Origin of the sequence: Streptomyces sp. NPDC001933 (assembly GCF_042890955.1) — a bacterium.
Lineage (GTDB): Bacteria > Actinomycetota > Actinomycetes > Streptomycetales > Streptomycetaceae > Streptomyces.
In genome coordinates this window covers 43,550-63,194 of sequence record NZ_JBIASS010000023.1, presented here as the reverse complement: position 1 = coordinate 63,194, position 19,645 = coordinate 43,550, and the positions used below count along the sequence as shown (strand labels likewise).

Below are 19,645 nucleotides of genomic sequence, written 5' to 3'. Positions count from 1 at the left end.
CGCACCTGATGGCAAGGAAGAACGACGATCCGCCAGTACAGGAGATCTTCGCTCCCTTGTGACTGCCGCTACCTACGATGAGCTGCGGATAGCTCGGGCAGATGAGTGCCGGGCGTGCCAACCGGTCGCGGTGTACGACGGCTCACCTCCGCTTGCGCGGAGAGGACATGGCTCGGCAGCCGATTCCTTCGCCGCAGATCGGCTCGCCTCCGCCTGCTCGGCACCTCGGTGTGGGACAGATGCACGGATTTCCCGCAGAGGCGAGCTGCGAACGGGCTCCGCACGCTCCCCCTGTACGTCGCGGAGTGGCTGAGGCTCGGGCTGGCCGATCCTGCTGCTGGCGTACGGCTCGGAACCGCACTCAGCCTGCTGGCCCGCGTGGGCGCCGAGGAGCACGGCATGCTCCGGGAGGTTGTCGTGGACTCGGTGCACCGGGGCACGTCAGCGCTGGAGAGCGCGATGTGGATGTTCGGGAGGCCCGTCGGGTGGGCGCTCGACCGGAGACTCCGGCGATGAGTGGAACCCAGAGGTGGAGCCGTGCCCGGGACCGGCTGAACGTCGCACGATGAGACCGCGCCAGTGGAGGCGCGAGTAGAACGCGGTCAGGTGAGTCCACAGGCACCTTCCAGCCAGTATCGGGCCAGGAGCCCCACCGGGCCGGGCGGACGCCTCCCGCCAGCGCTCACGGAGGCCGGTGCTCTGCGCGATGCGCGGCACGGACCAGGTGAGGAGGTTCTCGGCCTGCGCTCCCAGCCAACTGAAAGCGGACACCGGGGCGGTGGCGGACGGGTGTTTGGTGTGTGTGGGAGGCTCGTGAGGCTGAGGGAGTGGCAGCGGGTCCGGCATCATCACTGTGTGATTGTGATGCAACCCGTTCTGGAGATCTTCGCTGCCGACGACTTCGCGCTTTGGCCGGTTGGCGAGCACGAGTCGTACGGCTACCTCGTCCTGGACGGGGAGCTGACTCCGGCGGAGGTCGGCACGGCGGTTATGCGGATCGCCGACTGCAACGACTTCGAGCCGGAGGAGGAGCACGGGCCGTGCCCGACCGACCCGCTCGGCGCGTTCCTGCACGGGCTGCTCACCATGCCCGACCTGTTCGCCGCCGGCGGGTTCCGGGTGACCGACATAGCCACCGACACCGTCTTCGTCGAGCCGGGCTGCTGCAACGGCCTGGAGACCTGGCGGGACTGGCGGGAGGTGCTGGACGGCACCGGCTGCTCCTACTTCGGCCACGACCCGTCCTCGGCGGCCGAACGTGTCGGCGACACCGTGCGGCTGACTCTCGACGCCCACGCGAAGGATGGCAGCCCGGTGATCGAGCTTCCGGTGGACCAGGTGCGTGCGCTCGTCACCGGTGCCCAGGCGGACTTGCGGGACTTCCTCAGCCTCGCCGGAACCTGGGCCGAACAACACCTGCCGACACACGCCGCCGCCGTCACGGCCGCCTTGGCCCGGGCACTGGACCTAGAGCTCACAGAGTGACCAGCTTCCTGACCCACCGGGCGCGCGTGCACGACGCCCGGCTCCCCCTCCACCGGCGGCACAGCGCGCTGCGTACCTGCCTCACCGTCTTTGCTCCTTACGGCCTGCGGGCTACGTACCACCACCTCACGCTCAGCGCCGCGATCCCCCGGCGGCTGGAGGCGGACCCGGACGCGCTGGCGCGGGCGGTGGAGGAACTGCACGAGGCGCGGGTGCTGTGGCTCGTGCGGGCAGAGGAGTACGCCGTGCAGCGTCGGGCGGAGAAGCAGGCCGGGCGGCGGGCTGTACCGAACCCTCGGCCGTGGTGGCTGCGGAGCTGGTGGGAGAGCCCGGACCGTGCCTGGTTCGAAGATCCGTTTCGCCACCCGTCGCTGCGACTGTCCGAGTACGTCCGGCGGCAGAACGCGCTTCTGGACGGCGCAGATCTGCCCGGCTGCCCGGCTTGCGGGGACGAGGGACCGCTGGAGCCGAACTCGACCGGGCATGGCTGGGTCGAGCTGTGCCGTGGGTGTGCGTGGGCGCCGTCGCCGTGTCCGTGCGGGCAGCGGCACCGGCTCGTGTCGGAGCTCCCGTACGGCTGGAAGGAGATCTGGCAGCGGGCGCACATGAGCGATGACGGCATGCTGAACCCACACCGGCCTGCGAGACAGCCACTCGGATGCGGCACGGCGAACGCTCGGGAAGCCAAAGCCCGTGAACCACGGTGAACCCACGCGCAGGACCACCACAGCCATCAGCTGACATACAGGTTCCGCCCCAACGCTCAGGATTCCGGGAACCCGCACGTTTTCGCCCGCACGGACACCAAGGCCTCCTTGTTGCTGGCCTTCAACGGTGTCGTGCTCGCCGGAATCGCCAGCCTCGCCGACAAGGAACTGCCAGCTTCGTGGTCCGTAAATGCGGCTACCTGCGGCATGCAGTCCGCCTCATCCTTGCCGCGCTCGCTCTGCTCGTGCTGGCCGCTGCCAGCACCGCGCTGTGAGCAGTAGAGACCGCGTCCTGGCAGGGCTACTTCCCGGGCCTGACCGGCCCCACTCGGCGCCGTCACCCATCCCGCAGCGGTGAGCGCGCCGTTGATGGCCGACCCTTCCTTGGCTGATCACGCCCAGCCGTAACGATGGCCCGCCTCTCCGGGCCGCCCGCTTCCGTCGATCACCCGCGTATCCCGCGCTGGTCGAGGTCCGCTCGGCGCTGACCGAACTCCGGCCCCCGCCGCCCACTCGGATCACCCCCTGCCGGCGGCCGGGCCGGGTGCACGGTGACGGTCAGTGGATCCCGGCTGTGGCCCAGGCGGCATGGATCTGTTCGTAGGCGGTCTGGACGTGAGTCCACACGGCCTTCCGAGGTGGAGTGCGGCCGCTTCCGTGACCACCACAAGGTCTGGCTGCTCCCCGTTCGCCGGATGCGCGATCTTCACCGACATTCGGCCGCGGCATCCACGAGCGGGGGACACCGCGGATCCCCTCCACGCCGCCCGTGCCGCTGAGGTCACTTCGCTCTGGCGTCTTGCCGGCACTTGACGATCAGCGCCGGTTGTCGCCGGGGGCGAGCAGGCTGGTGACCTCGGCGATCGCCTCGAGGTAAGGGGGAAGCGCACTTCCGGACTCGCGCTGGTGGTCGGTGTCGACATCGGGCCGGGGCTCACGGCATCCGGTGGATGCGATCGCAAGGCGGAGAGGCACCGGCCACGCAACCGTTCGAGTTCGATAAGAGTCTAGTGACCGGAAACCTTTCTCCTGGAAGGCACCGCCCGTTTTCCCGCGTCCCAGCAGAGGATCTCTCCAATGCCGATTCCCGTGCACAACCGTCGCGCCTCCCGTGCCGTTGCTGCCACCCTCAGCGCTGCCGGCCTGATCGCACTGGCTGCGGCTCCTGCCGCCTTCGGCGATGAAACCGCACCCGAGTTGGTCATCGGGGGCATCGAGCCGGTCAACGGGGTGAAACCTGGGAGCAGCTTCGATCTGTCGGCAACCGTGGCGAACAAGGGCACCAGGGCCGCCGAGAAGGTGTGGGTCTCCTACGGCGTCACCCGGGGACTCGACTTCGCGGAGGTTCCCTCCAACTGCCGGACACAGCAGGTCCGGTCCTACGACGAGATGCCCGAGAGATGGATCGCGGTGTGTGCGTTCGACCAAGTGGTGGAGCCGGGCACCGTTTACACGCCCGAGAGGCCTCTCCGCGTCGAGGCACTGGACCGCGCGCTCAACGACGAGCTGCGGGTGAATGTCTGGGACGTCGATCCCGGAGCGGACGAGAACGGCACCCAGCCGGTGGCGGGAACCGCGCCGGCGGTGAAACTGGTCGAGGGACAGGCCGGGAGCGAGGGGACCGCACGAGTTGTCAATGTGCCCGTCAGCTCCGTCAACACGGCCGACTACCAGGTGACGGGTGCCGCGCTGAAGGGAAGCGTCGGTGACACGGTGAAGATGAAGGTGAAGTTCGTCAACGCCGGGCCCGCCTGGATCCTGACCAAACAGGGGGAACGGTCCGTCAGCGTCACGATCACGCCTCCCGCCGGAACGTCGGTCGTCAAGCGCGGCCAGTTCTGCCAGGCCAAGGGGAAGGCGTACGTCTGCGGCATGCGGTCGCTGAACGAGGGCAGCCAAGAGACCTACACCTTCGAGCTGAAGATCGACAAGCGGGTGGCGAACGCCGAGGGCCAGGTGGCCCTGAGCACCGAGGCGCGGCCATTCGACCCCAACAAGGCCAACGACAAGGCCGACATCACGCTGGACGTCACGGGTGGGGAGCCGACTGGCTCGACGGGCGGCTCAGCCAATGTCTCGGGTGGCTCGGCCGACGGGTCGTCGACGGCCGGCGACGACGGGACCACGACGAACGGAGGCACCCTGGCAGAAACCGGCTCCTCGACGCTGCCGATCACGGGCGCGGCTGCCGCAGCGGTGGCCACGGGCGCGGGCATGCTCTTCATCGTGCGCCGTCGCCGGACCCAGAGCCCGAGCTGACGACCTGGCGGCGGTCGCTTTCACAGGCGTCGAGGCGTACGGCGGACAGGTAGTGCGTACTCTGAGGGTTGACGTCTGCGGACAGTAGGAGTTTGCGGTCCGACGGGTCGAGGACCTCGGTCAGTTCATGGATGGGGTAGCCGAAGAGGTCGAAGTCGCCGAAGGCGACCGGAACGTCGGCGGCCCGGTCCGGGACGCGCTCGGTCCGCTCGACGATCAAGTGCCCCATGATCTGATCGGCACAAGCCGTGCAGGCATAGGCCGTGACCAGGATGTCGCAGTGAACGAAGAAGAAGGTCCAGTGCGCTCCGCACATCCACCCGCCGGCGCGGATGTCCGCCAGAGTTGACGCCGTCCACTGTGCCGCATGCTCGGTCATGCCGAATCGCAGGACGCCTGCGTTCGCTGGGAGGACGAGCCCGGTGCCGGGCATCAATCGAAAGGTCACTCGAATAGTCTGCCGGGACGCGGCGGTTGGGCCACCCCGCTTGCGTTCCGTTCGTCCCGACACAGATCCGAACCCGCACAGCTCCCCAGCCATATCGGGCGACGTTCTGGTACTGCAACGGTGTTTGTGGTGAAGGTTGGGCAGGTCAGTCGTTGGTGTGCTCATGGGTGGGGACCTATCTGATGCCCGGTCGTGGGCGGGTGAACTGAGTTCTTTGCACGAGCGGTTTCGTGCACCGTTTCGCCAGGTCTGATCCGCGTGAGTCGGTGCTCGCGTACATGCGGGGACTGCTCGCTCGGCTGGAGGAGCGGAAGAACGGCTGGATGCCGGCGGACCGAGCCGGAAGGGCGAATGTTTTTCACGTCATGGCCACCACCCGGCACGACACCGTCGTCACCTGCCGGGTCATCGACCACCTCGTCCACGGCCTCGTCACCTGATGGGACCGGCAGGGCGGCTGTACTCCGAGGCCATTGTGCGCCGTTACTTCCATCCCTCGGCGGAGGCGATTGCCGAGGCCACCAGCCTGCTTGCGCCCAGCGACAGCCGACGCCGACCGCGGACCGGGGCGGGACCGTCACGATCCGTCCTTCCGTCCCAGGGAATGAGCTGCCCGCACTCCAACGCGCGGGCGGGAAAGAGGTACTTGGGGCGGACGCGTTCGCCACCGGTCCGTATCGACCGCGAGCGCTCCGGCCGGCACTGGCCACTCCGACACCGGGCGAACTCAGTGCCGTGCAGCACCACCTCAGCGCCGGTACCTGCCGGAAGATCATACTGAGGTCTAGCGGACGTCACCTGAGCCCAGCACAATCGCCCGTATGACGATCACCACGAGCGCTGCGCCGCCCACGCACAACAGGCCCGTCGCGCTCGCCCGGGGGTTCCTCACGGGCGGCGTGACGGGGGCGTCCCTGGCGGCCGTCGTCGTCGGGATCGTCATTGAGAACGAGCCGCTGATCGTCGGGGGAGTGTTCCTGCTCGCGGTCTACGTCCTGATCCGCTACCTCGCCGGCATGCCGAGGCGCGCCCGGGAAGCGGCGATCCCGCCGCACTCGGCCCTCGCGATGATCGAGAGCCTGGAGGCCGTCGGGGGTGAGACGAGCGACATACCGGTGAAGTTCGACCTCACCGTCGCACCGGACGACGCACCGGCGTACCGCGTCGAGTTCACGCAGGACATCAACCTCGCCGACCTGCCCGACTACCGGCCGCGCAGCATCCTGGTCGTCCAGTACCCGCCGGACCGGCCGCTGAAGGTGAGGATCGTCAAACGACCGACACCGGACTGGGAGGAACGGGCCGCCTCGGCCCGCCTCGACTCGGCACCCGGACCGGCCCGGGCGAGCGACCCCTTGGAAGGCTGCGGTGCCACCCTGGTCGGGTCCCTCGGTCTGCTGCTCGGCGCGGCCCTGGTCGTCCTGTTGTTCCGCGCGGACCTGTTCGACCAGGACGACACCGACACCGCGCGGCCGTCGGTCTCCTCCTCCAGCACCTCCTCGTCGTCCACGACCACCGTGTCGTCGGCGTCCGGCACGGTGGCCCTCGGACCTGGCCAATCCTTCCTGGACGAGGGCAGGTTGGGCCGTTCCGTCGCCGCGCTCGCCAAGGGCGAGGACAAGCAGCGGGCGCTCACCGTCGTCGTACAGGAACGCCTGCTGACGGTCGTCTTCGCCCCCACCGGCACCCAGGCGGCCTCCCGACTCGACCTGGATTCCCTGCCGTACGACCGTGTTTCCGCCCTGGTGAAGGAGGCCACGACCACGCTCGGCATCGGCTCCCCGCGCACCTGGCAGCTCACCGCCGACCGCCTCACCGGCAGGGTGGCCCTCAGGGTCTCCGTGACCGGCACCGAAGGCACTGCCTATCTGGAGGCGGATGGGCAGGGCAAGGTCGTACGGCGCGTCTCGGCAGGAGGCTGATCCATGGACTGGCATGTGTATCTGGCGCTGTGGTGCGGGGTGTTCGGCGCGTGGGCGCTGGTCGGATACGGGAGGTCGCTGGCCGGGATGACCCGGGCGCAGCGGACGGTCCGGGCGACGGGACGGATCGAGCGGGTGGACGAGCCCCGGCACGGAAGCTCCCCGAGCGACGGGATAGCCGTAGTCGTCTCCTTCCAGGACCCTTCCACCGGGCAGGAGTTCACCGTCACCAACGAGGGTGAGCGCGGCGAGAGGATCAGCGTGGCCTGGACGGGCCGGGAGATCGGCGTCCACTATCCGCGCGGGAGACCTCACGCCTTCCGGTTCGCCAACCACCTCTCCGAAGGAGGGCGCGGCCTCGGCTGGGCGAACTTCGCGCTCTTCCTCGTCTACGCCGGTCTGGTCGCCGTTGCCGCGATCGACTGGGGCTGGCCGTGGGCGCTGCTCGGCTTCTGCGGGCCCTGGGCCCTCTCCGGCCTGTACCACCTGCCCGGGAACATCCGCGACAGGAACGGCCGTATCGACCAACTGGCCGCCATGGCCGCCGTACCCGGCCGTGTCGTCGCCGTCCTCAAGAGTGTCACCGTCGACTCCAACGACGGCCACACCCTGACCAACCTGATGCCGGTCGTCACCTTCACCACCCTCGACGGCAGGGAGGTCACGGCCTACTGCGAGTCCGGAATACTGGACCCCGCCGGATCACGGGACCTGGACCTCACGATCCACTACGCCCCCGACGACCCGGCCCTCTTCGTCCTGGACGTCGAGGCCGAACGCCGCTCCTGGAAGCGGGACATGGCCGTCAACGTGGTTGGTGTGCTGGTCGTGGTGGCGGCAGCCGTGGTGGGGGTGGTCGCGCTGTGACCCGGGAGCCGGGCTGTCTTCCCGCCATGGAGCCGCTGACGTTCGACTACGAGAACCTGCATCTGCGCGTGGACCGGGGGGTGTTCGAACTGTTCAACATGGGCAGATCCGAGCTCCGGGTGCCGCTGCGGTGGCTCGGGGCACTGGTGCACTACAAGAAGCCCGCCCGGTCCGGCCAGTTGTTCATTGGCACCGTACGCGATCCGAACGCCGTGCTCTACGGCACCGACCGGGCCGCCTTCTGGTACAGCACCTCGCCCGCGTTCCGGGTACCGCCCGGCGACGAGCCGTTGTTCCGTGCGTACTTCACCGAGGTGGCCGCGCTAGCCGACCGGAGGGTGGTCTGAGACGGAAGCGGCGGAGCCGAAGGTCTTCCAGCACGACCGTCTGTACATCCAGGTCGACCGGGGGACCGTCGAGGTCTTCCGGCGCAGTAACGTCATCGGGCCGTACCGCTACCCGCTGGCCTGGGTGACGGTGTACGCCGAGGCGCGTCAAGGGGGCCGGACCCGGCTGTGCTTCGGGATTGCCGAGGATCTGGGCGAGCCGGTCTACGGGTGCGTGCCGAACTCCGGACCGGTGTTCTTCCGGCACGAGATCCCGGCCGCCGACGAACCCCTCTACCGCGACTTCTTCACCGAGCTCGCCCACCTGGCCGACCGCCCGATCGCCTCGTGGAGTCGAAGCCGGGCAGTCGACGGCTATGGCCTTGACTCCGGCTGCCCCAAGCACCGGCTCCCCGTCCCGATTTTCCCTGCCCGCTTGCCCTTCTTCCAGGTCCTGACCGAACGGGAGGAGAAGAACAGCGTCGCCATCGCCTCCAACGAGTCCTTCGGCGGCTGGACCAAGACCTTCACCGCCCCCGCCTCTGCGCGGCCATCGTCGACCGCCTCACCTTCAACGGCACCATCATCGAAACCGGCACCGACTCCTACCGGCTCGCCAGCACCCGAGCCCGAGCCGAGGAACCAGTCAAGGCCAGCTGACATACGGCCGAATGATCGCCTGCAGGTCCGGCGGATCAGGGCAGGAACGCGTCGCCTGTGCTCTGCGAGCTCTACCATCGTCCACGTCGTTCCGACGGTCAGGGGGCTTGATGAGGCAGCAACTCGTAGAGCACATGCGAGGCTGGACCGCACGACGAAAGATCTTGGTCTATCTGATTGCGCAGTCGATTCTGCTCGGTCTGGTCATCATGATCGTCCGCGCTTGGAACGCCGATGCCGCCTCTCTCGCCTATCTCGGTCCATGGCTCGGCGCAGCCGTCGGCGGACTGATCGGCATCACCCTCGGATCGAAGAGGCCATCCCCGTGACCGCTCAGCCGCGCTGATCTCATTAGCACCGGGCGAGCCACGCAGCCACATGCTCAGAACGTGCCTCGACGGCCAGCCGCCCAGGCAGTGCCGTAACTTCTCGGGCTCTGGCTCGACTTCCGTGCTCTATGCACACTGAGTGACAGCTGCACCGGCTCCGGCCATGATGATGAGGACGTGAAACGTTCGTCCCGTCGCTTCAACAGGCGCCGCCGGGGCGCCCGAGGCCAGAAGGCCGAGTGCTCGTGGCGTCGGCGCCGGTAGTGGGCTTTGGCTCCCATGGAGGCCGTCAGGGAATCCGCCGGGGTGCGCGTCTTTTCGCGTGCGGCGGGACCGGGGCCGCCCCAACGCGGGAGCGGCCCCGGTGCGCGCTAGGCGGCCTGGGCCAGGGCCTCCGCTTCACCGCGCTCCAATTGTGCGGTCAGGGCGGTACGCGCGCGGGCCACTCGGGAGCGGACCGTGCCCACCGGGCAGCCCGCTGCGCGGGCGGCCTCGGCGTAGGAGAGCCCGAGCAACTGGGTGAGGACGAACGCCTGTCGGCGGTCGTACGGGAGCGCGGCCAGGAGCTCCTGGAGCGCCACTCCTTCCTCGAAGCCGGGCAGCCCTGTCGGCTGGCCGCGCTCGACGGTCGCGCGCCAGTCGTCGGTGTCGGCGAGCAGAGGACGCGCGGCGGCCCTGCGGAAGTCGTCGACGACGGCGCGGCGCGCGATGGTGAGGAGCCAGGCACGGGCCGAGGAGCGGCCCTCGAAGCGGTGCAGGGTGCGCAACGCGCGCAGGAACGTGTCCTGCGCGAGGTCCTCGGCGGCCTGCGGATCGGCAGACAGATGGGCCACGTACCGCACGACGTCGCGGTGCAGGGCCCGTACGAAGGCGTCGGCTGCCTCGCGGTCCCCGGCGCGGGCGGCGAGCGCCCAGCCGGTCGAGACGGCGTCCTCCGCAGTCCTGTCACGCGGGACGGAGGCGCACTGTGACCCGCGCGGGGCGGGCAGTGTGGTGTTCATCGCCAGGTGTGTCCTTCACGGATCGGTCCGGCCCCCGGGCGTCCGGTGACGGCGCATGGTTGCGCACCGCGGCCACGGCGCGCGTGGCGGCGTACGGGACGGATCCGGGTCTCCGGTGAATGGGGCACCCGGGCCCTTCGGGGCCGGGTGTGCCGGAGGACTCCCGCTGCGCGCGGGTACGGTGGCGGGCCGGTCGGTGACCGGTCGCGGGCCAGGGGTGTACGTCCTCCGGAAATGCCTGCCGCGTCCTCAGAACGCGGCAAGCACCCCGGGCGGCCCGCGCCGGTCCCGCGCGCGAGCGCACCGCAGGCCCAGCGGCAGCCGGTCGCTCAGGCCCCGGTGCGGGCGCAGGCGGCGGCGCGGGGACGGCAACGGCGCTGTGAGGAGGGGGCGGAGGGGAGCGAGCAGCCAGCCCGCGACCGCGCGCAGGATCTGGAAGGCGGCGTGTTCGCCGCGGGCCAGCCACACGCCGCAGACGAGGGCGGCGAGGACGTGCGCGGCAAGCATCCCTGCCGAGGACATCCCGGCCATGTCGTGGCCCATATGGGCCATCGAGCCCATGTGGCCCATGGCGGAGGCGTGATCCATGCCGGCCATGTGTTCCATGCCGGTCATCGCGCCGCTCGCGGCCGAGTGGCCCATGCCTGCCATGTGGTGCATGGACGTCATGGTGTCCGTCGGCGCCGTGCTTGCTCCGGCGACGGTCTGCGTGGCCGTACCCCCGGCTGTTCCGAGGGCGGACTGCGCGGCGGCGAAGGCGTTGTGCAGCACGCCCTGGGTCACGACGGCGAGGCCCGTGACCAGCCAGGGGCCGCGCTCACGGGCGGCGAACCACCAGCCGGGGACCGCGAGCGCGAGGAAGCCGGTGGCCAGCACCCAGAAGGGAATCGGGGCCTCGGACATGAGGACGTGTCCGGTCGCGGCGAGCGTGACGGAGACGGCGGCGAACATCGCCGCCCTCATCGCGCGTCCGACCGGTCCCGCTTCCATGGCGCCTCATGCTCCCATCGCGGGGGGTCGGGCGACATGGCAGGACCGCTTGTTTGCCCTCAATGCCGTAAAGGTGCCTGCTGGAGCGGAGTTCCGGCATATGCGGCGGGAACAGGCGGCGGTGTGGGACATGGGGCTACGGGCCAAGAGGGCGGTCCGTCTCCGTACCCGGCCGAACCACCACCGCCCGGACCTTCAACGGCTTCCCGTCGGCGAAGCGCAGCGTGAAGGAGACCTCCTCGCCGGGCCGCCACGTCCCCTTCGGCCGTACGGTCACGTCGATTCCGTGCGGGGCCATCGTGAGCCCGTCCCCGGCCGGGACGATGACGGAGTCCACCAGCTGCCGGTAGGCGGCGCCGGAGGACGTCATGCGGTGTTCGCTCAGCGCGGGAGGCGCGGTGGTGTCGGGCGAGTTGACCCCCACGAGCCGGTCGGCGGAGCCGCCGTCGTTGGTGAGGGTGAAGAAGGCGGCGGTTTCCGGCGTCGAGCCGGACGACTGGTAGACGTAGGCCCTCGTGACGGCCACATGCGGGGGGCTCCCGGCATGTCCGTTCGCCGTCCAGACGCCGAGTCCGGCGAGAGCGAGGGCGCAGGCGAGGACGGGAACGCCGACGGCGGTGGCCGGGGCACGCAGGCGCGCGGAGAGAACAGGCATCAGAAGGCCACCCTGGAGGAGGGGCGCCAGCGCCGCGCGACTGCCGCCGCCGCAGCCGGCTGCCAGCGGCGCAGGCGGAGGCTGCCGAGGACGACGAGGACCGAGCTCAGGGACATCGCGGCGGCTGCGAGCATCGGGTTGAGCAGGCCCACCATGGCGAGCGGGACGGTGACGGCGTTGTAGCCGAAGGCCCACAGCAGGTTGCCACGGATGGTGGCGAGGGTGCGGCGGGCGAGGCGTACGGCGTCGGCGAGGGCTTCGATGTCCTCGCGGACGAGGGTGACGTCGGCGGCGCCGATGGCGACATCGGTGCCGGTGCCCATCGCGATGCCGAGGTCGGCCCCGGCGAGTGCCGCCGCGTCGTTGACGCCGTCCCCCCACCACCGCGACCCGCTTCCCCTCCGCGCGCAGCGCGCGGACGAGCTCCGCCTTGCGCTCGGGGGTGCAGCGGGAGTACGTCTCGTCGATGCCGAGCGCGGCGGCGACGGCCCGCGCGGGCTCCTCCTGGTCCCCGGTCGCGAGGACGGGGTGCACGCCGAGGCGACGGAGCCGGTCCACGGCGTGGTAGCTGCCGGGACGTACGACGTCACCGAGCGCGAGGACGGCCTCGGGCCGCCCGTCGACGCGTACCAGGACGGGGGTATGGGCGGCTTCCAGGGCGGTGGCGAGGGCCGCGCCCAGTTCTTCGGGCAGCTCACCCTCGGGGGCACCGACTTCGACGAGTCGGCCGTCCACGTGTCCGCGCACGCCGTTGCCGGGTGTCGCCGTGAAACCGCTGAGCGCGTCGGGCCGTACCGCACCCTCGGCGAGGGCGTGGTACGCGTGGAGGACGAGGGCCCGGCCGAGCGGGTGCTCGGAGCCGGTCTCGACGGTCGCCGCAAGCCGCAGCACCTCCTGTGCACCGGGGCCTCCCGCGCGTGTGGTGAGGGCGGCGACGGTGAGGTGGCCCGAGGTGAGGGTGCCCGTCTTGTCGAGGACGACCGTGTCGATCTGCCGGAGGGCTTCGAGGGCTTGCGGTCCCTTGACGAGGACACCGAGCTGGGCGCCTCGGCCGGTGGCTGCCATGAGGGCGGTGGGGGTCGCGAGGCCGAGTGCGCAGGGGCAGGCGACGACGAGGACGGCGACGCAGACGGTGACGGCCGGCTGCGGGTCCGCGCCCGCGCCGAGCCAGAAGCCGAGCACAGTGACCGCGAGGGTGAGCACGACGGGTACGAAGACCCCGGCCACGGTGTCGGCGAGCCGCTGGGCGCGGGCCTTCCCGGCCTGGGCCTCGGTGACGAGAGCCGTGATGCGGGCGAGCTGGGTGCCGGCACCGACGGCCGTCGCGCGGACGAGCAGGAGCCCGCCCGCGTTGACCGAGCCGCCCGTGACGGCGGACCCGGCCGCGACCTCCACGGGGCGCGTCTCACCGGTCACGAGGGACAGGTCCACGGCGGACGTGCCCTCCACGACCTCGCCGTCCGTCGCGACCCGTTCCCCGGGCCGTACGAGGAAGACCCGGCCCACCGTGAGGTGCGCGGCCGGGATGGTGCGCTCCACGGCCCCGTCCCGCACCGTCACTTCCTTCACGCCGAGTTCGGCGAGCGCGCGCAGGGCGGCCGAGGTACCGCGCCGGGCACGGGCCTCCAGGTGACGGCCGAGGAGGACGAAGAGCGGGACGGCGACCGCCGCTTCGAGATAGACGTGCGCCGTCCCGTCCGACGCAGTGGGCATCAGCGTCAAGGGCATCCGCATGCCGGGGGCGCCGGCACCGCCGAGAAAGAGCGCGTACGAGGACCAGCCGAAAGAGGCGAGGACGCCGAGCGAGACGAGCGTGTCCATCGTCGCCGCGCCGTGCCGCAGCCCGCGCCGGGCCCGCTCGTGGAAGGGCCACGCGCTCCAGAAGGCGACGGGTGCGGCGAGGACGAAGCACAGCCACTGCCAGTTGCGGAACTGGAGCGAGGGCACCATCGACAGGACGAGGACGGGGACGGCGAGCAGCGCGGTCACCAGGAGCCGCTGCGGGGCGCCGGCCTCGGCCTCCTCGGCGTCCTGGTCCCCGCCGGACGCGTGCGACTCGGGTAGACGGGCGGTGTACCCGCCTTCTTCGACGGCGGCGACGAGCGTGTCCGTACCGAGATCCGCAGGATGCTCGATACGGGCCGTACCGGTCACGAGGTTGACGGTGACGCGCACACCCTCCAGGGCACCGATCTTCTTCTCGACCCTGCGTACACAGGCCGCGCACGTCATGCCACCGACGACCAGATCAGTCGTGACGAGGGTGTGCGGGGCGGTTTCCCGGCTCATCAGTGGCCCATCCCGCCCATGTCGTGCGAGCCCGGGTCGTCATCCTGGTGCGAGACTCCCCGCATGTCGGGGGCGACCGGCCCGGCGAGGTGTCCCACCCCGTACGAGACGGCGAAGAGCGCGACGAGCAGAAGCAGGAAACCCCCGAGCCGCGCGTACGGCACGGGGGTGGAACGCCGTCCGGGAGAAGGCGTCACCGAGTGGTCCATGAGGGAGACTCCGGGCGAGAGTGCGGGTCGTACGGACCAGAGGTCGGCCGCACCGGGCCGCGAGTTCCCCCGCGCTCAAGTGGTGTGCGTCACACAACGGACGCTTGTGGCGTGTGGTCCCAGCAGCATCACGCCCCTGGGACCACACGAGCCCGACACCCGTTCAACCGACGTCGATCGCCACGGATCACCCCATCACGACGAACATCATCGCCATGCCCAGAGCCATCAGCCCGTGACAGCCCACGTCCCAAGCGGCGTGCGCCGCCCCGCCCGAGGACGCGCCGCCCGTCGTGCGGGGCAGGACGCGGCCCGTGTCGAAACCCTTCGCGAGCCACCACAGTGCGAGCGCCAACAGGACGAGCGCGAGCAGGCCCGCGCTCCAGCGGTCGCCGGTGCCGCTGAGCGTCATCGTCGCGAGCGCTCCCGGGGCAGACATGTCCGTCCCGGGCATGTCGTGCGCCTGGGCCGCGCCCGACGCACCCATCGACATGCCCGACGACATCGCGGCGACCATCCACGCCATCGCGCCGGTCATCACGGCGTGCGGCAGGCTGCTCGCAAGGGCGCGCACCCGAGGTTCCGGGCCGTTCGGCAGGGCGAGGGCAGCCAGCACGAACCACACCGCAACGGCGGAGAAGAAGATCACCTGCGGCGTACCGGGCAGGTCCATGCCCCAGGACCAGGACATCGCGAACATGGCCAGGGCCATGACCGCGTGCAGAGCGTGGGCGAGCCGCGCGGTCCACGGGTGGGAGCGGGCAGCGAGGGCGCGCCACAGGCCGTAGGCGGCGAGCGCGCAGAAGAGCAGCGTCAGAATCCAGCGCAGCCCGGTGGCGGCGATCATCGGGCCATCTCCTTCGGTGTCTCGGCGTGCGCGTCCGTGCGCGCGCGCTCGCACCGGCGTGCCCGCGCGACCGCCAGGTCCCCGAACAGGAAGCAGACCAGGGGCAGCCCGAACAGCGGCAGGCAGTAGGCGAGGACAGCGGTCATGACGACGAGCGGCGCCATGGCCCTGCCCGGCACCCGGCGCCAGGCTCCCCGGGCCGGCGGCCGGCCGAACCGCGTCCCGCCCGCCCGGGTGGGCCTGCGCAGCCACCACATGCGGTAGCCCCAGAAGAGCATCCCGATGAGTGCGATCGCGATGAGCGCGAGGACGATCTGGTTGGCGAGACCGAAGAGCAGCCCCATGTGGGCGTCGATGCCCCATCGGGTGAGCTTGGCGAGGACGGGGAAGTCGTCGAACACCAGCTTGTCCGTGACCTTGCCGGTGACCGGGTCGATCGCGACCGAGTCCTGCTGCTCCGGCCAGTGCCGCGTGTTCTCGCGGACGACGTACGCGCTCTCGGCGTCTGCCGGAGCGGTGATGACGAGCTTGCCGCGCAGCCCCTCGGAGCGGGCGATGCGGACGGCCTCGTCGAGATCGATCCGCGCGGCCGAGGACTCCGCGGGGGATTCACCCGAGTCCGCCCCTGCCGAGCCGCTGTCGTGAGAGCCGTGGCCGAGGGCCGAGGAGACGGAGGGCGTCGCGCCGCCCAGCGAGTCCTGGATCCTGCCGATGTTCACGCCCGCGTGTGCCGACCAGGTCAGCCCGGTCGCCGAGAGCGCGAGGAAGCCGGCCGACACCCACAACCCGACGGCCCCGTGCCAGGACAGCGTGCGCCTGCGCCCCTTCGGTCCCCGGCGCGGCACGAACAGCTTGCGCAGCCGCTCCCTGCCGCGCGGCGCCCCGAGCCACAGCGCGAGCCCGCCCAGCACCTCGACCCACAGCCAACTCGCGGCGATCTCGCTGTAGTTGCGGCCGAAGTCGCCGAGGTTCAGGGTGCGGTGCAGACCGTCGAACCAGGACCGCACCGGCAGCCACTCGCCGAAGGTGCGCAGTGTGCCGCGTACCTTCGCGTCGTACGGATTGACGAAGGCGGTCTGTGTGTAGCCCTCGGGCAATCCCTCGACGTTGAACGTGACCCGCGTCGTGTCGTCGTCCCCTGCGCCCTTGGTGACGGAGACGAGCTGCCCGCCGGGTATCGCCTCGCGGGCAGCATCGACCTGAGCGGTGAGCGGCTTCGGCTCGCCGTGCGGGGTGACCTTCAGCTCGTGGCGGTAGACGACGGACTCGATCTGCGGGGTGGCGGTGTAGAGCAGCCCGGTGACGGCGGCGACGAGCAGGAACGGGCCGATGAGGATGCCTGCGTAGAAGTGCAGGCGCAGCAGGAGGGGCCGCAGCCCGCTCCAGGTGCCGCTGTTCTTCGGCGGGGGAGTGGCGAAGTCCTCGGCCGGGGCGCTCTCCTCGGCTGGGCGTTGCCGGAGCGGTGGGGACGCAGCAGGCGTGGTCTCGGTCATCGACACTTCCTCATGCGTGGACCGGTGGGAACGGTGACGTACAGGAGTCGGAGCAAGGGGTGCGCGAGTTCCCGCGCGCAGGGTGTGATGTACGGCACAGGAGGTGTGCGGTGCTGCGACGCGCCCGGACGAGCCACGCCGGGCCATTCGTTCCGTGCGCACAGGCTTTGCGCCCCGCCCGCCGACCGGGCAATCGCCGTTGCCGCATCACGTCCCCGACCACCGGGAACTTCTCCGCCCCTGCCGCCGACTCCTGCAACAGCACCTCGAAGCACCCGACTTGATCACCGAGGAGAACCCGATGCCGACACCCAGGGTGCCCGCCGTCGCCCTCGCCGCTTTCCTCTGCCTCACCGGGGCCGGCTGCTCGGACTCCGGCCCCGATGCGGACAGCAAGAAGACTGGCTCCACCGGCAAGGCTGCTTCCGACGCACAGGGCGTGTACCCCGTCACCCTCAGGAACTGCGGGCTTAACCAGACGTTCGACAAGGCCCCCAGCCGGGTCGTCGTGATGAACGGGGCCTCGGTCGCCGAAGTGTCCACGTTGCTCGCCCTCGGCCAGGGCGACCGGATCGTCTCCAACCAGCAGACCTACGGCATGTCCGAAGTCCCCGGGCGCGCCGACGAGATCAAGAAGCTGCCCAGAGGCGGGGTGAAGCCGAACGACGCCTTCGACATCCCGCGTGAGGCCATGATCGGTCTGCGTCCCGATTTCGTGCTCTCCACCACGTCCTACGGTTTCGACGCCACGAACGGCTTCGCCACCCGCGAGCAGCTCAAGGAGGTCGGAGCGCGTACCTACGTCTCGTCCGAGGGCTGCGGACAGGACAACCTGAACATGACGATCGACGACAGCTACGAGCTGCTGCGGGACATGGGCAAGGTCTTCGGCGTCGAGGCAAGGGCCGAGAAGCTCGTCGCCACGGAACGGCAGAACATCGCCGACGTGGAGGAGAAGGTCGGCGACGCGAAGAAGCCGAAGGTCATGGTCATCTTCTCCAACATGACCACGGGCGGCAACGACTTCAGTTCCGTCGCCGCCCACGGCATCTACAACGACATCCTTGCCAAGGCCGGCGGCAGCAACGCCTTCGCGAGCGCGTCGAAGAGCTCCTTCGCCGACCTCAGCAAGGAGAAGGTCGCCGCCACCGAAGTCGACGCCCTCGTGGTCGTCAGCTACAACGACCCGAACCCGACGGCGTACGCGAAGAAGCTGCTCAAGGAGTTCCCCCAGTGGCCCGCAGCCAAGAAGAACAAGTTCGTGGTGCTGTCCGACTCGATGTACCTCGGCCCCAGCAACGACATGGCGGTCGAGAAGATCGCCAGGATGCTGCACCCAGACGCCTTCTGAGCCGTCTCCCGCTGTGGGTCTGCGTTCTCGTGCTCACCGTCGCGCTGCTGATCTCGACGGTCCTCGCCGTCGGCAGCGGTGCGATCAACGTGCCGGCCGGCGACGTCTGGACGGTCCTCGTCCACCACGTCACCGGCCGGGGGCCCGTGGACGATGTCGCCCTCGACCAGATCGTCTGGCAGTTCCGCACCCCGCGTGTGGTCCTCGCCGCGGTGGTGGGGGCGGGACTCGCAGTCTGCGGCGCCGTCCTGCAGACCCTCGTTTCCAATCCGCTCGCCGATCCCACGGTGCTCGGCTTCTCGCACGGAGCGTCACTGGGAGCGGTCCTCGTGATCACGCTCGGCGGAGCAGGGCTTGGCGGACTCGGCGTTTCCGGCGCGGCGTTCGTGGGAGCACTCCTGGCAGGGATGCTGGTCTTCGTGCTCGGGCAACGCGGGGGACGGCTCGCGCCCACGCGGCTCGTGCTCGCCGGGGTCGCGGTCGGCTACGTGCTGCTGTCGGCGACGAGCTTCGTCCAACTACGGGCCACACCGACCGAGCTGCGGGGTGTCATGTTCTGGATGCTGGGCAGCGTCTCCGGCGCCCGATGGAGTCAACTGCCCACCGTCACTGCCGTGGTGGCGATCGGGGTGACGCTGCTCGCCCTCTTCGGGCGGCGTCTGAACGCGCTGCTCGCCGGGGACGAGTCGGCGACGTCGCTCGGCGTGGACGTGCACCGCACCCGTGCGGTGCTGCTCGTGGTGAGCGCACTCCTGACCGGGACCGTCATCGCCGTCGCAGGTGGAATCGGCTTCGTCGGCCTGATGATCCCGCACCTGGTACGCCTCACCCTCGGCGCAGACCACCGCAGGTTACTCCCGCTGAGCGCACTCCTCGGGGCCGTTTACCTCGTACTGGTCGACCTGCTCTCCCGTACCGTCAACCGGCCCAACGAACTGCCGCTGGGCATCCTCACCGCACTGCTCGGCGCACCGTTCTTCCTCTGGCTGCTGCGCCGCAACAAGGGGCTCGACGCCGCATGAGACTCACCCTGGACGGCCTCCACGTCACCCTCGACCACACGCCGGTCCTGCACAACGTAGGACTTGACGTGGAACCAGGCCAGATCGTGGGCCTCGTCGGCCCCAACGGGAGCGGCAAGTCCACCCTGCTACGAGCCGTCTACCGTTCACGGCGGCCCGCCGCGGGGGTCGTCAAGGTGGGCGGCCGGGATGTGTGGCGGCTCTCCTCACGGGCCGCCGCCCGACACACCGCCACCGTCCTCCAGGACGGGGCGGGCGCGGGCGGCCTCACCGTCGCCGAGACAGTGGCGCTCGGCCGTACCCCGCACCACGGGGTACTCGGACGCGACGGCGAGAGCGACCGGCGCGCCGTCGCCGAGGCGATGGAGAGCTGCGGCATCGCGTCGCTCGCCGACCGCGACCTCTCCTCCCTCTCCGGCGGCGAACGCCAGCGCGTCCTGCTCGCCCGAGCCCTCGCCCAGGTCCCGGAACTCCTCGTCCTGGACGAACTGACCAACCATCTCGACATCCGCGCCCGGTTCGAACTCCTCGGCCTGATCCGTAAGACCGGCGTCACGACCCTTGCCGCGCTGCACGACCTCGACCTCGCCGCCCGGTACTGCGACCGCCTCGTCGTCCTCCACCATGGCCGCGCAGTCGCCGCGGGCCCGGCCCTCGACGCCCTCACCCCGGGCCTGCTTCACGAGGTCTTCGGGGTCCGCGCCCGCGCCGAACGACACCCGGACGGCGTCATCCGGGTCATGTACGAGGCGGACCCGCTCGCCTCGACCCGACCGGCGTGACGC

17 protein-coding genes and 4 pseudogenes are annotated in these 19,645 nt (G+C 70.4%); 12 read left to right on the top strand and 9 right to left on the bottom strand.

The window, feature by feature from the left end:
• The first annotated feature begins 864 nt into the window (after positions 1 to 864).
• Together ACFYY7_RS37375 and ACFYY7_RS37370 are read left to right on the top strand one after the other, a co-directional pair.
• Positions 865 to 1,485, top strand: a complete 621-nt coding sequence (locus ACFYY7_RS37375; RefSeq protein ID WP_388668423.1) for a hypothetical protein — start codon at positions 865 to 867, stop codon at positions 1,483 to 1,485.
• Positions 1,482 to 2,192, top strand: a complete 711-nt coding sequence (locus ACFYY7_RS37370; RefSeq protein WP_388668354.1) for a hypothetical protein — start codon at positions 1,482 to 1,484, stop codon at positions 2,190 to 2,192. Before ACFYY7_RS37375 ends, ACFYY7_RS37370 begins: the two co-directional genes overlap by 4 nt.
• Positions 2,193 to 3,008: 816 nt before the next feature.
• Here ACFYY7_RS37370 and ACFYY7_RS37365 read toward each other — a convergent pair.
• On the bottom strand, positions 3,009 to 3,167 hold the full coding sequence (locus tag ACFYY7_RS37365) for a hypothetical protein (RefSeq protein ID WP_388668351.1): 159 nt from the start codon (positions 3,165 to 3,167) through the stop codon (positions 3,009 to 3,011).
• A gap of 102 nt (positions 3,168 to 3,269) precedes the next feature.
• Here ACFYY7_RS37365 and ACFYY7_RS37360 point away from each other — a divergent pair, with 102 nt between their 5' ends.
• The gene (locus tag ACFYY7_RS37360) at positions 3,270 to 4,451 is read left to right on the top strand and encodes a hypothetical protein (protein ID WP_388668349.1); all 1,182 of its coding nucleotides are present in this window, start codon (positions 3,270 to 3,272) and stop codon (positions 4,449 to 4,451) included.
• Here ACFYY7_RS37360 and ACFYY7_RS37355 read toward each other — a convergent pair.
• The gene (locus ACFYY7_RS37355; RefSeq protein ID WP_388668346.1) at positions 4,414 to 4,899 is read right to left on the bottom strand and encodes a hypothetical protein; all 486 of its coding nucleotides are present in this window, start codon (positions 4,897 to 4,899) and stop codon (positions 4,414 to 4,416) included. The genes ACFYY7_RS37360 and ACFYY7_RS37355 overlap by 38 nt on opposite strands.
• Positions 4,900 to 5,062: 163 nt before the next feature.
• On the opposite strand from ACFYY7_RS37355, the pseudogene ACFYY7_RS37350 reads away from it, so the two are divergent.
• The 6 genes and pseudogenes from ACFYY7_RS37350 to ACFYY7_RS37325 form a co-directional block, all read left to right on the top strand.
• A pseudogene (locus ACFYY7_RS37350) lies at positions 5,063 to 5,249 on the top strand (IS701 family transposase); the annotation flags it as partial.
• Between the two features lie 471 nt (positions 5,250 to 5,720).
• A complete protein-coding gene (locus tag ACFYY7_RS37345) occupies positions 5,721 to 6,821 on the top strand; it encodes a hypothetical protein (RefSeq protein ID WP_388668343.1) in 1,101 nt (366 codons plus the stop codon).
• 3 nt (positions 6,822 to 6,824) lie between these two features.
• Positions 6,825 to 7,688 (top strand): DUF3592 domain-containing protein, encoded by an 864-nt coding sequence (locus ACFYY7_RS37340; protein ID WP_388668340.1) that lies wholly within the window; start codon positions 6,825 to 6,827, stop codon positions 7,686 to 7,688.
• A gap of 26 nt (positions 7,689 to 7,714) precedes the next feature.
• The gene (locus tag ACFYY7_RS37335; protein WP_388668337.1) at positions 7,715 to 8,035 is read left to right on the top strand and encodes a hypothetical protein; all 321 of its coding nucleotides are present in this window, start codon (positions 7,715 to 7,717) and stop codon (positions 8,033 to 8,035) included.
• A gap of 424 nt (positions 8,036 to 8,459) precedes the next feature.
• Positions 8,460 to 8,674 (top strand): annotated as a pseudogene (locus tag ACFYY7_RS37330) (ATP-binding protein); the annotation flags it as partial.
• 110 nt (positions 8,675 to 8,784) lie between these two features.
• On the top strand, positions 8,785 to 9,003 hold the full coding sequence (locus ACFYY7_RS37325; RefSeq protein ID WP_388668334.1) for a hypothetical protein: 219 nt from the start codon (positions 8,785 to 8,787) through the stop codon (positions 9,001 to 9,003).
• A 371-nt stretch (positions 9,004 to 9,374) separates the two neighbouring features.
• Here the strand turns inward: ACFYY7_RS37325 and ACFYY7_RS37320 are convergent, their stop codons facing one another.
• The 7 genes and pseudogenes from ACFYY7_RS37320 to ACFYY7_RS37290 form a co-directional block, all read right to left on the bottom strand.
• Positions 9,375 to 10,004 carry a sigma-70 family RNA polymerase sigma factor gene (locus ACFYY7_RS37320; protein ID WP_388668331.1) on the bottom strand — a complete coding sequence of 210 codons (630 nt, stop codon included), beginning with the start codon at positions 10,002 to 10,004 and terminating at the stop codon, positions 9,375 to 9,377.
• Positions 10,005 to 10,253: 249 nt separating this feature from the next.
• Entirely contained in the window at positions 10,254 to 10,994 is a 741-nt protein-coding gene (locus ACFYY7_RS37315) for a hypothetical protein (RefSeq protein WP_388668328.1), read from the bottom strand.
• Positions 10,995 to 11,130: 136 nt separating this feature from the next.
• A pseudogene (locus ACFYY7_RS37310) lies at positions 11,131 to 11,502 on the bottom strand (copper chaperone PCu(A)C); the annotation flags it as partial.
• Between the two features lie 146 nt (positions 11,503 to 11,648).
• Positions 11,649 to 13,938, bottom strand: a pseudogene (locus ACFYY7_RS37305) (heavy metal translocating P-type ATPase).
• Positions 13,938 to 14,147, bottom strand: coding sequence for a hypothetical protein (locus tag ACFYY7_RS37300; RefSeq protein ID WP_388668325.1), 210 nt, complete (start codon positions 14,145 to 14,147; stop codon positions 13,938 to 13,940). The pseudogene ACFYY7_RS37305 and the gene ACFYY7_RS37300 overlap by 1 nt, the downstream one beginning before the upstream one ends.
• 187 nt (positions 14,148 to 14,334) lie before the next feature.
• Positions 14,335 to 14,994 (bottom strand): DUF5134 domain-containing protein, encoded by a 660-nt coding sequence (locus ACFYY7_RS37295; RefSeq protein WP_388668322.1) that lies wholly within the window; start codon positions 14,992 to 14,994, stop codon positions 14,335 to 14,337.
• Complete coding sequence (locus tag ACFYY7_RS37290; protein WP_388668319.1) at positions 14,991 to 16,487, bottom strand: PepSY-associated TM helix domain-containing protein; 1,497 nt, start codon at positions 16,485 to 16,487, stop codon at positions 14,991 to 14,993. Before ACFYY7_RS37290 ends, ACFYY7_RS37295 begins: the two co-directional genes overlap by 4 nt.
• A gap of 301 nt (positions 16,488 to 16,788) precedes the next feature.
• Here ACFYY7_RS37290 and ACFYY7_RS37285 point away from each other — a divergent pair, with 301 nt between their 5' ends.
• From ACFYY7_RS37285 to ACFYY7_RS37275, 3 genes are read left to right on the top strand one after another with little or no spacing between them, the layout of a single operon-like run.
• Positions 16,789 to 17,838 (top strand): ABC transporter substrate-binding protein, encoded by a 1,050-nt coding sequence (locus ACFYY7_RS37285; RefSeq protein ID WP_388668316.1) that lies wholly within the window; start codon positions 16,789 to 16,791, stop codon positions 17,836 to 17,838.
• A 29-nt stretch (positions 17,839 to 17,867) separates the two neighbouring features.
• Positions 17,868 to 18,860: a FecCD family ABC transporter permease gene (locus ACFYY7_RS37280; protein WP_388668313.1), complete on the top strand. Its 993-nt coding sequence runs from the start codon at positions 17,868 to 17,870 to the stop codon at positions 18,858 to 18,860.
• Positions 18,857 to 19,642: an ABC transporter ATP-binding protein gene (locus ACFYY7_RS37275; protein ID WP_388668310.1), complete on the top strand. Its 786-nt coding sequence runs from the start codon at positions 18,857 to 18,859 to the stop codon at positions 19,640 to 19,642. The genes ACFYY7_RS37280 and ACFYY7_RS37275 overlap by 4 nt, the downstream gene beginning before the upstream one ends.
• Positions 19,643 to 19,645: the final 3 nt, after the last annotated feature.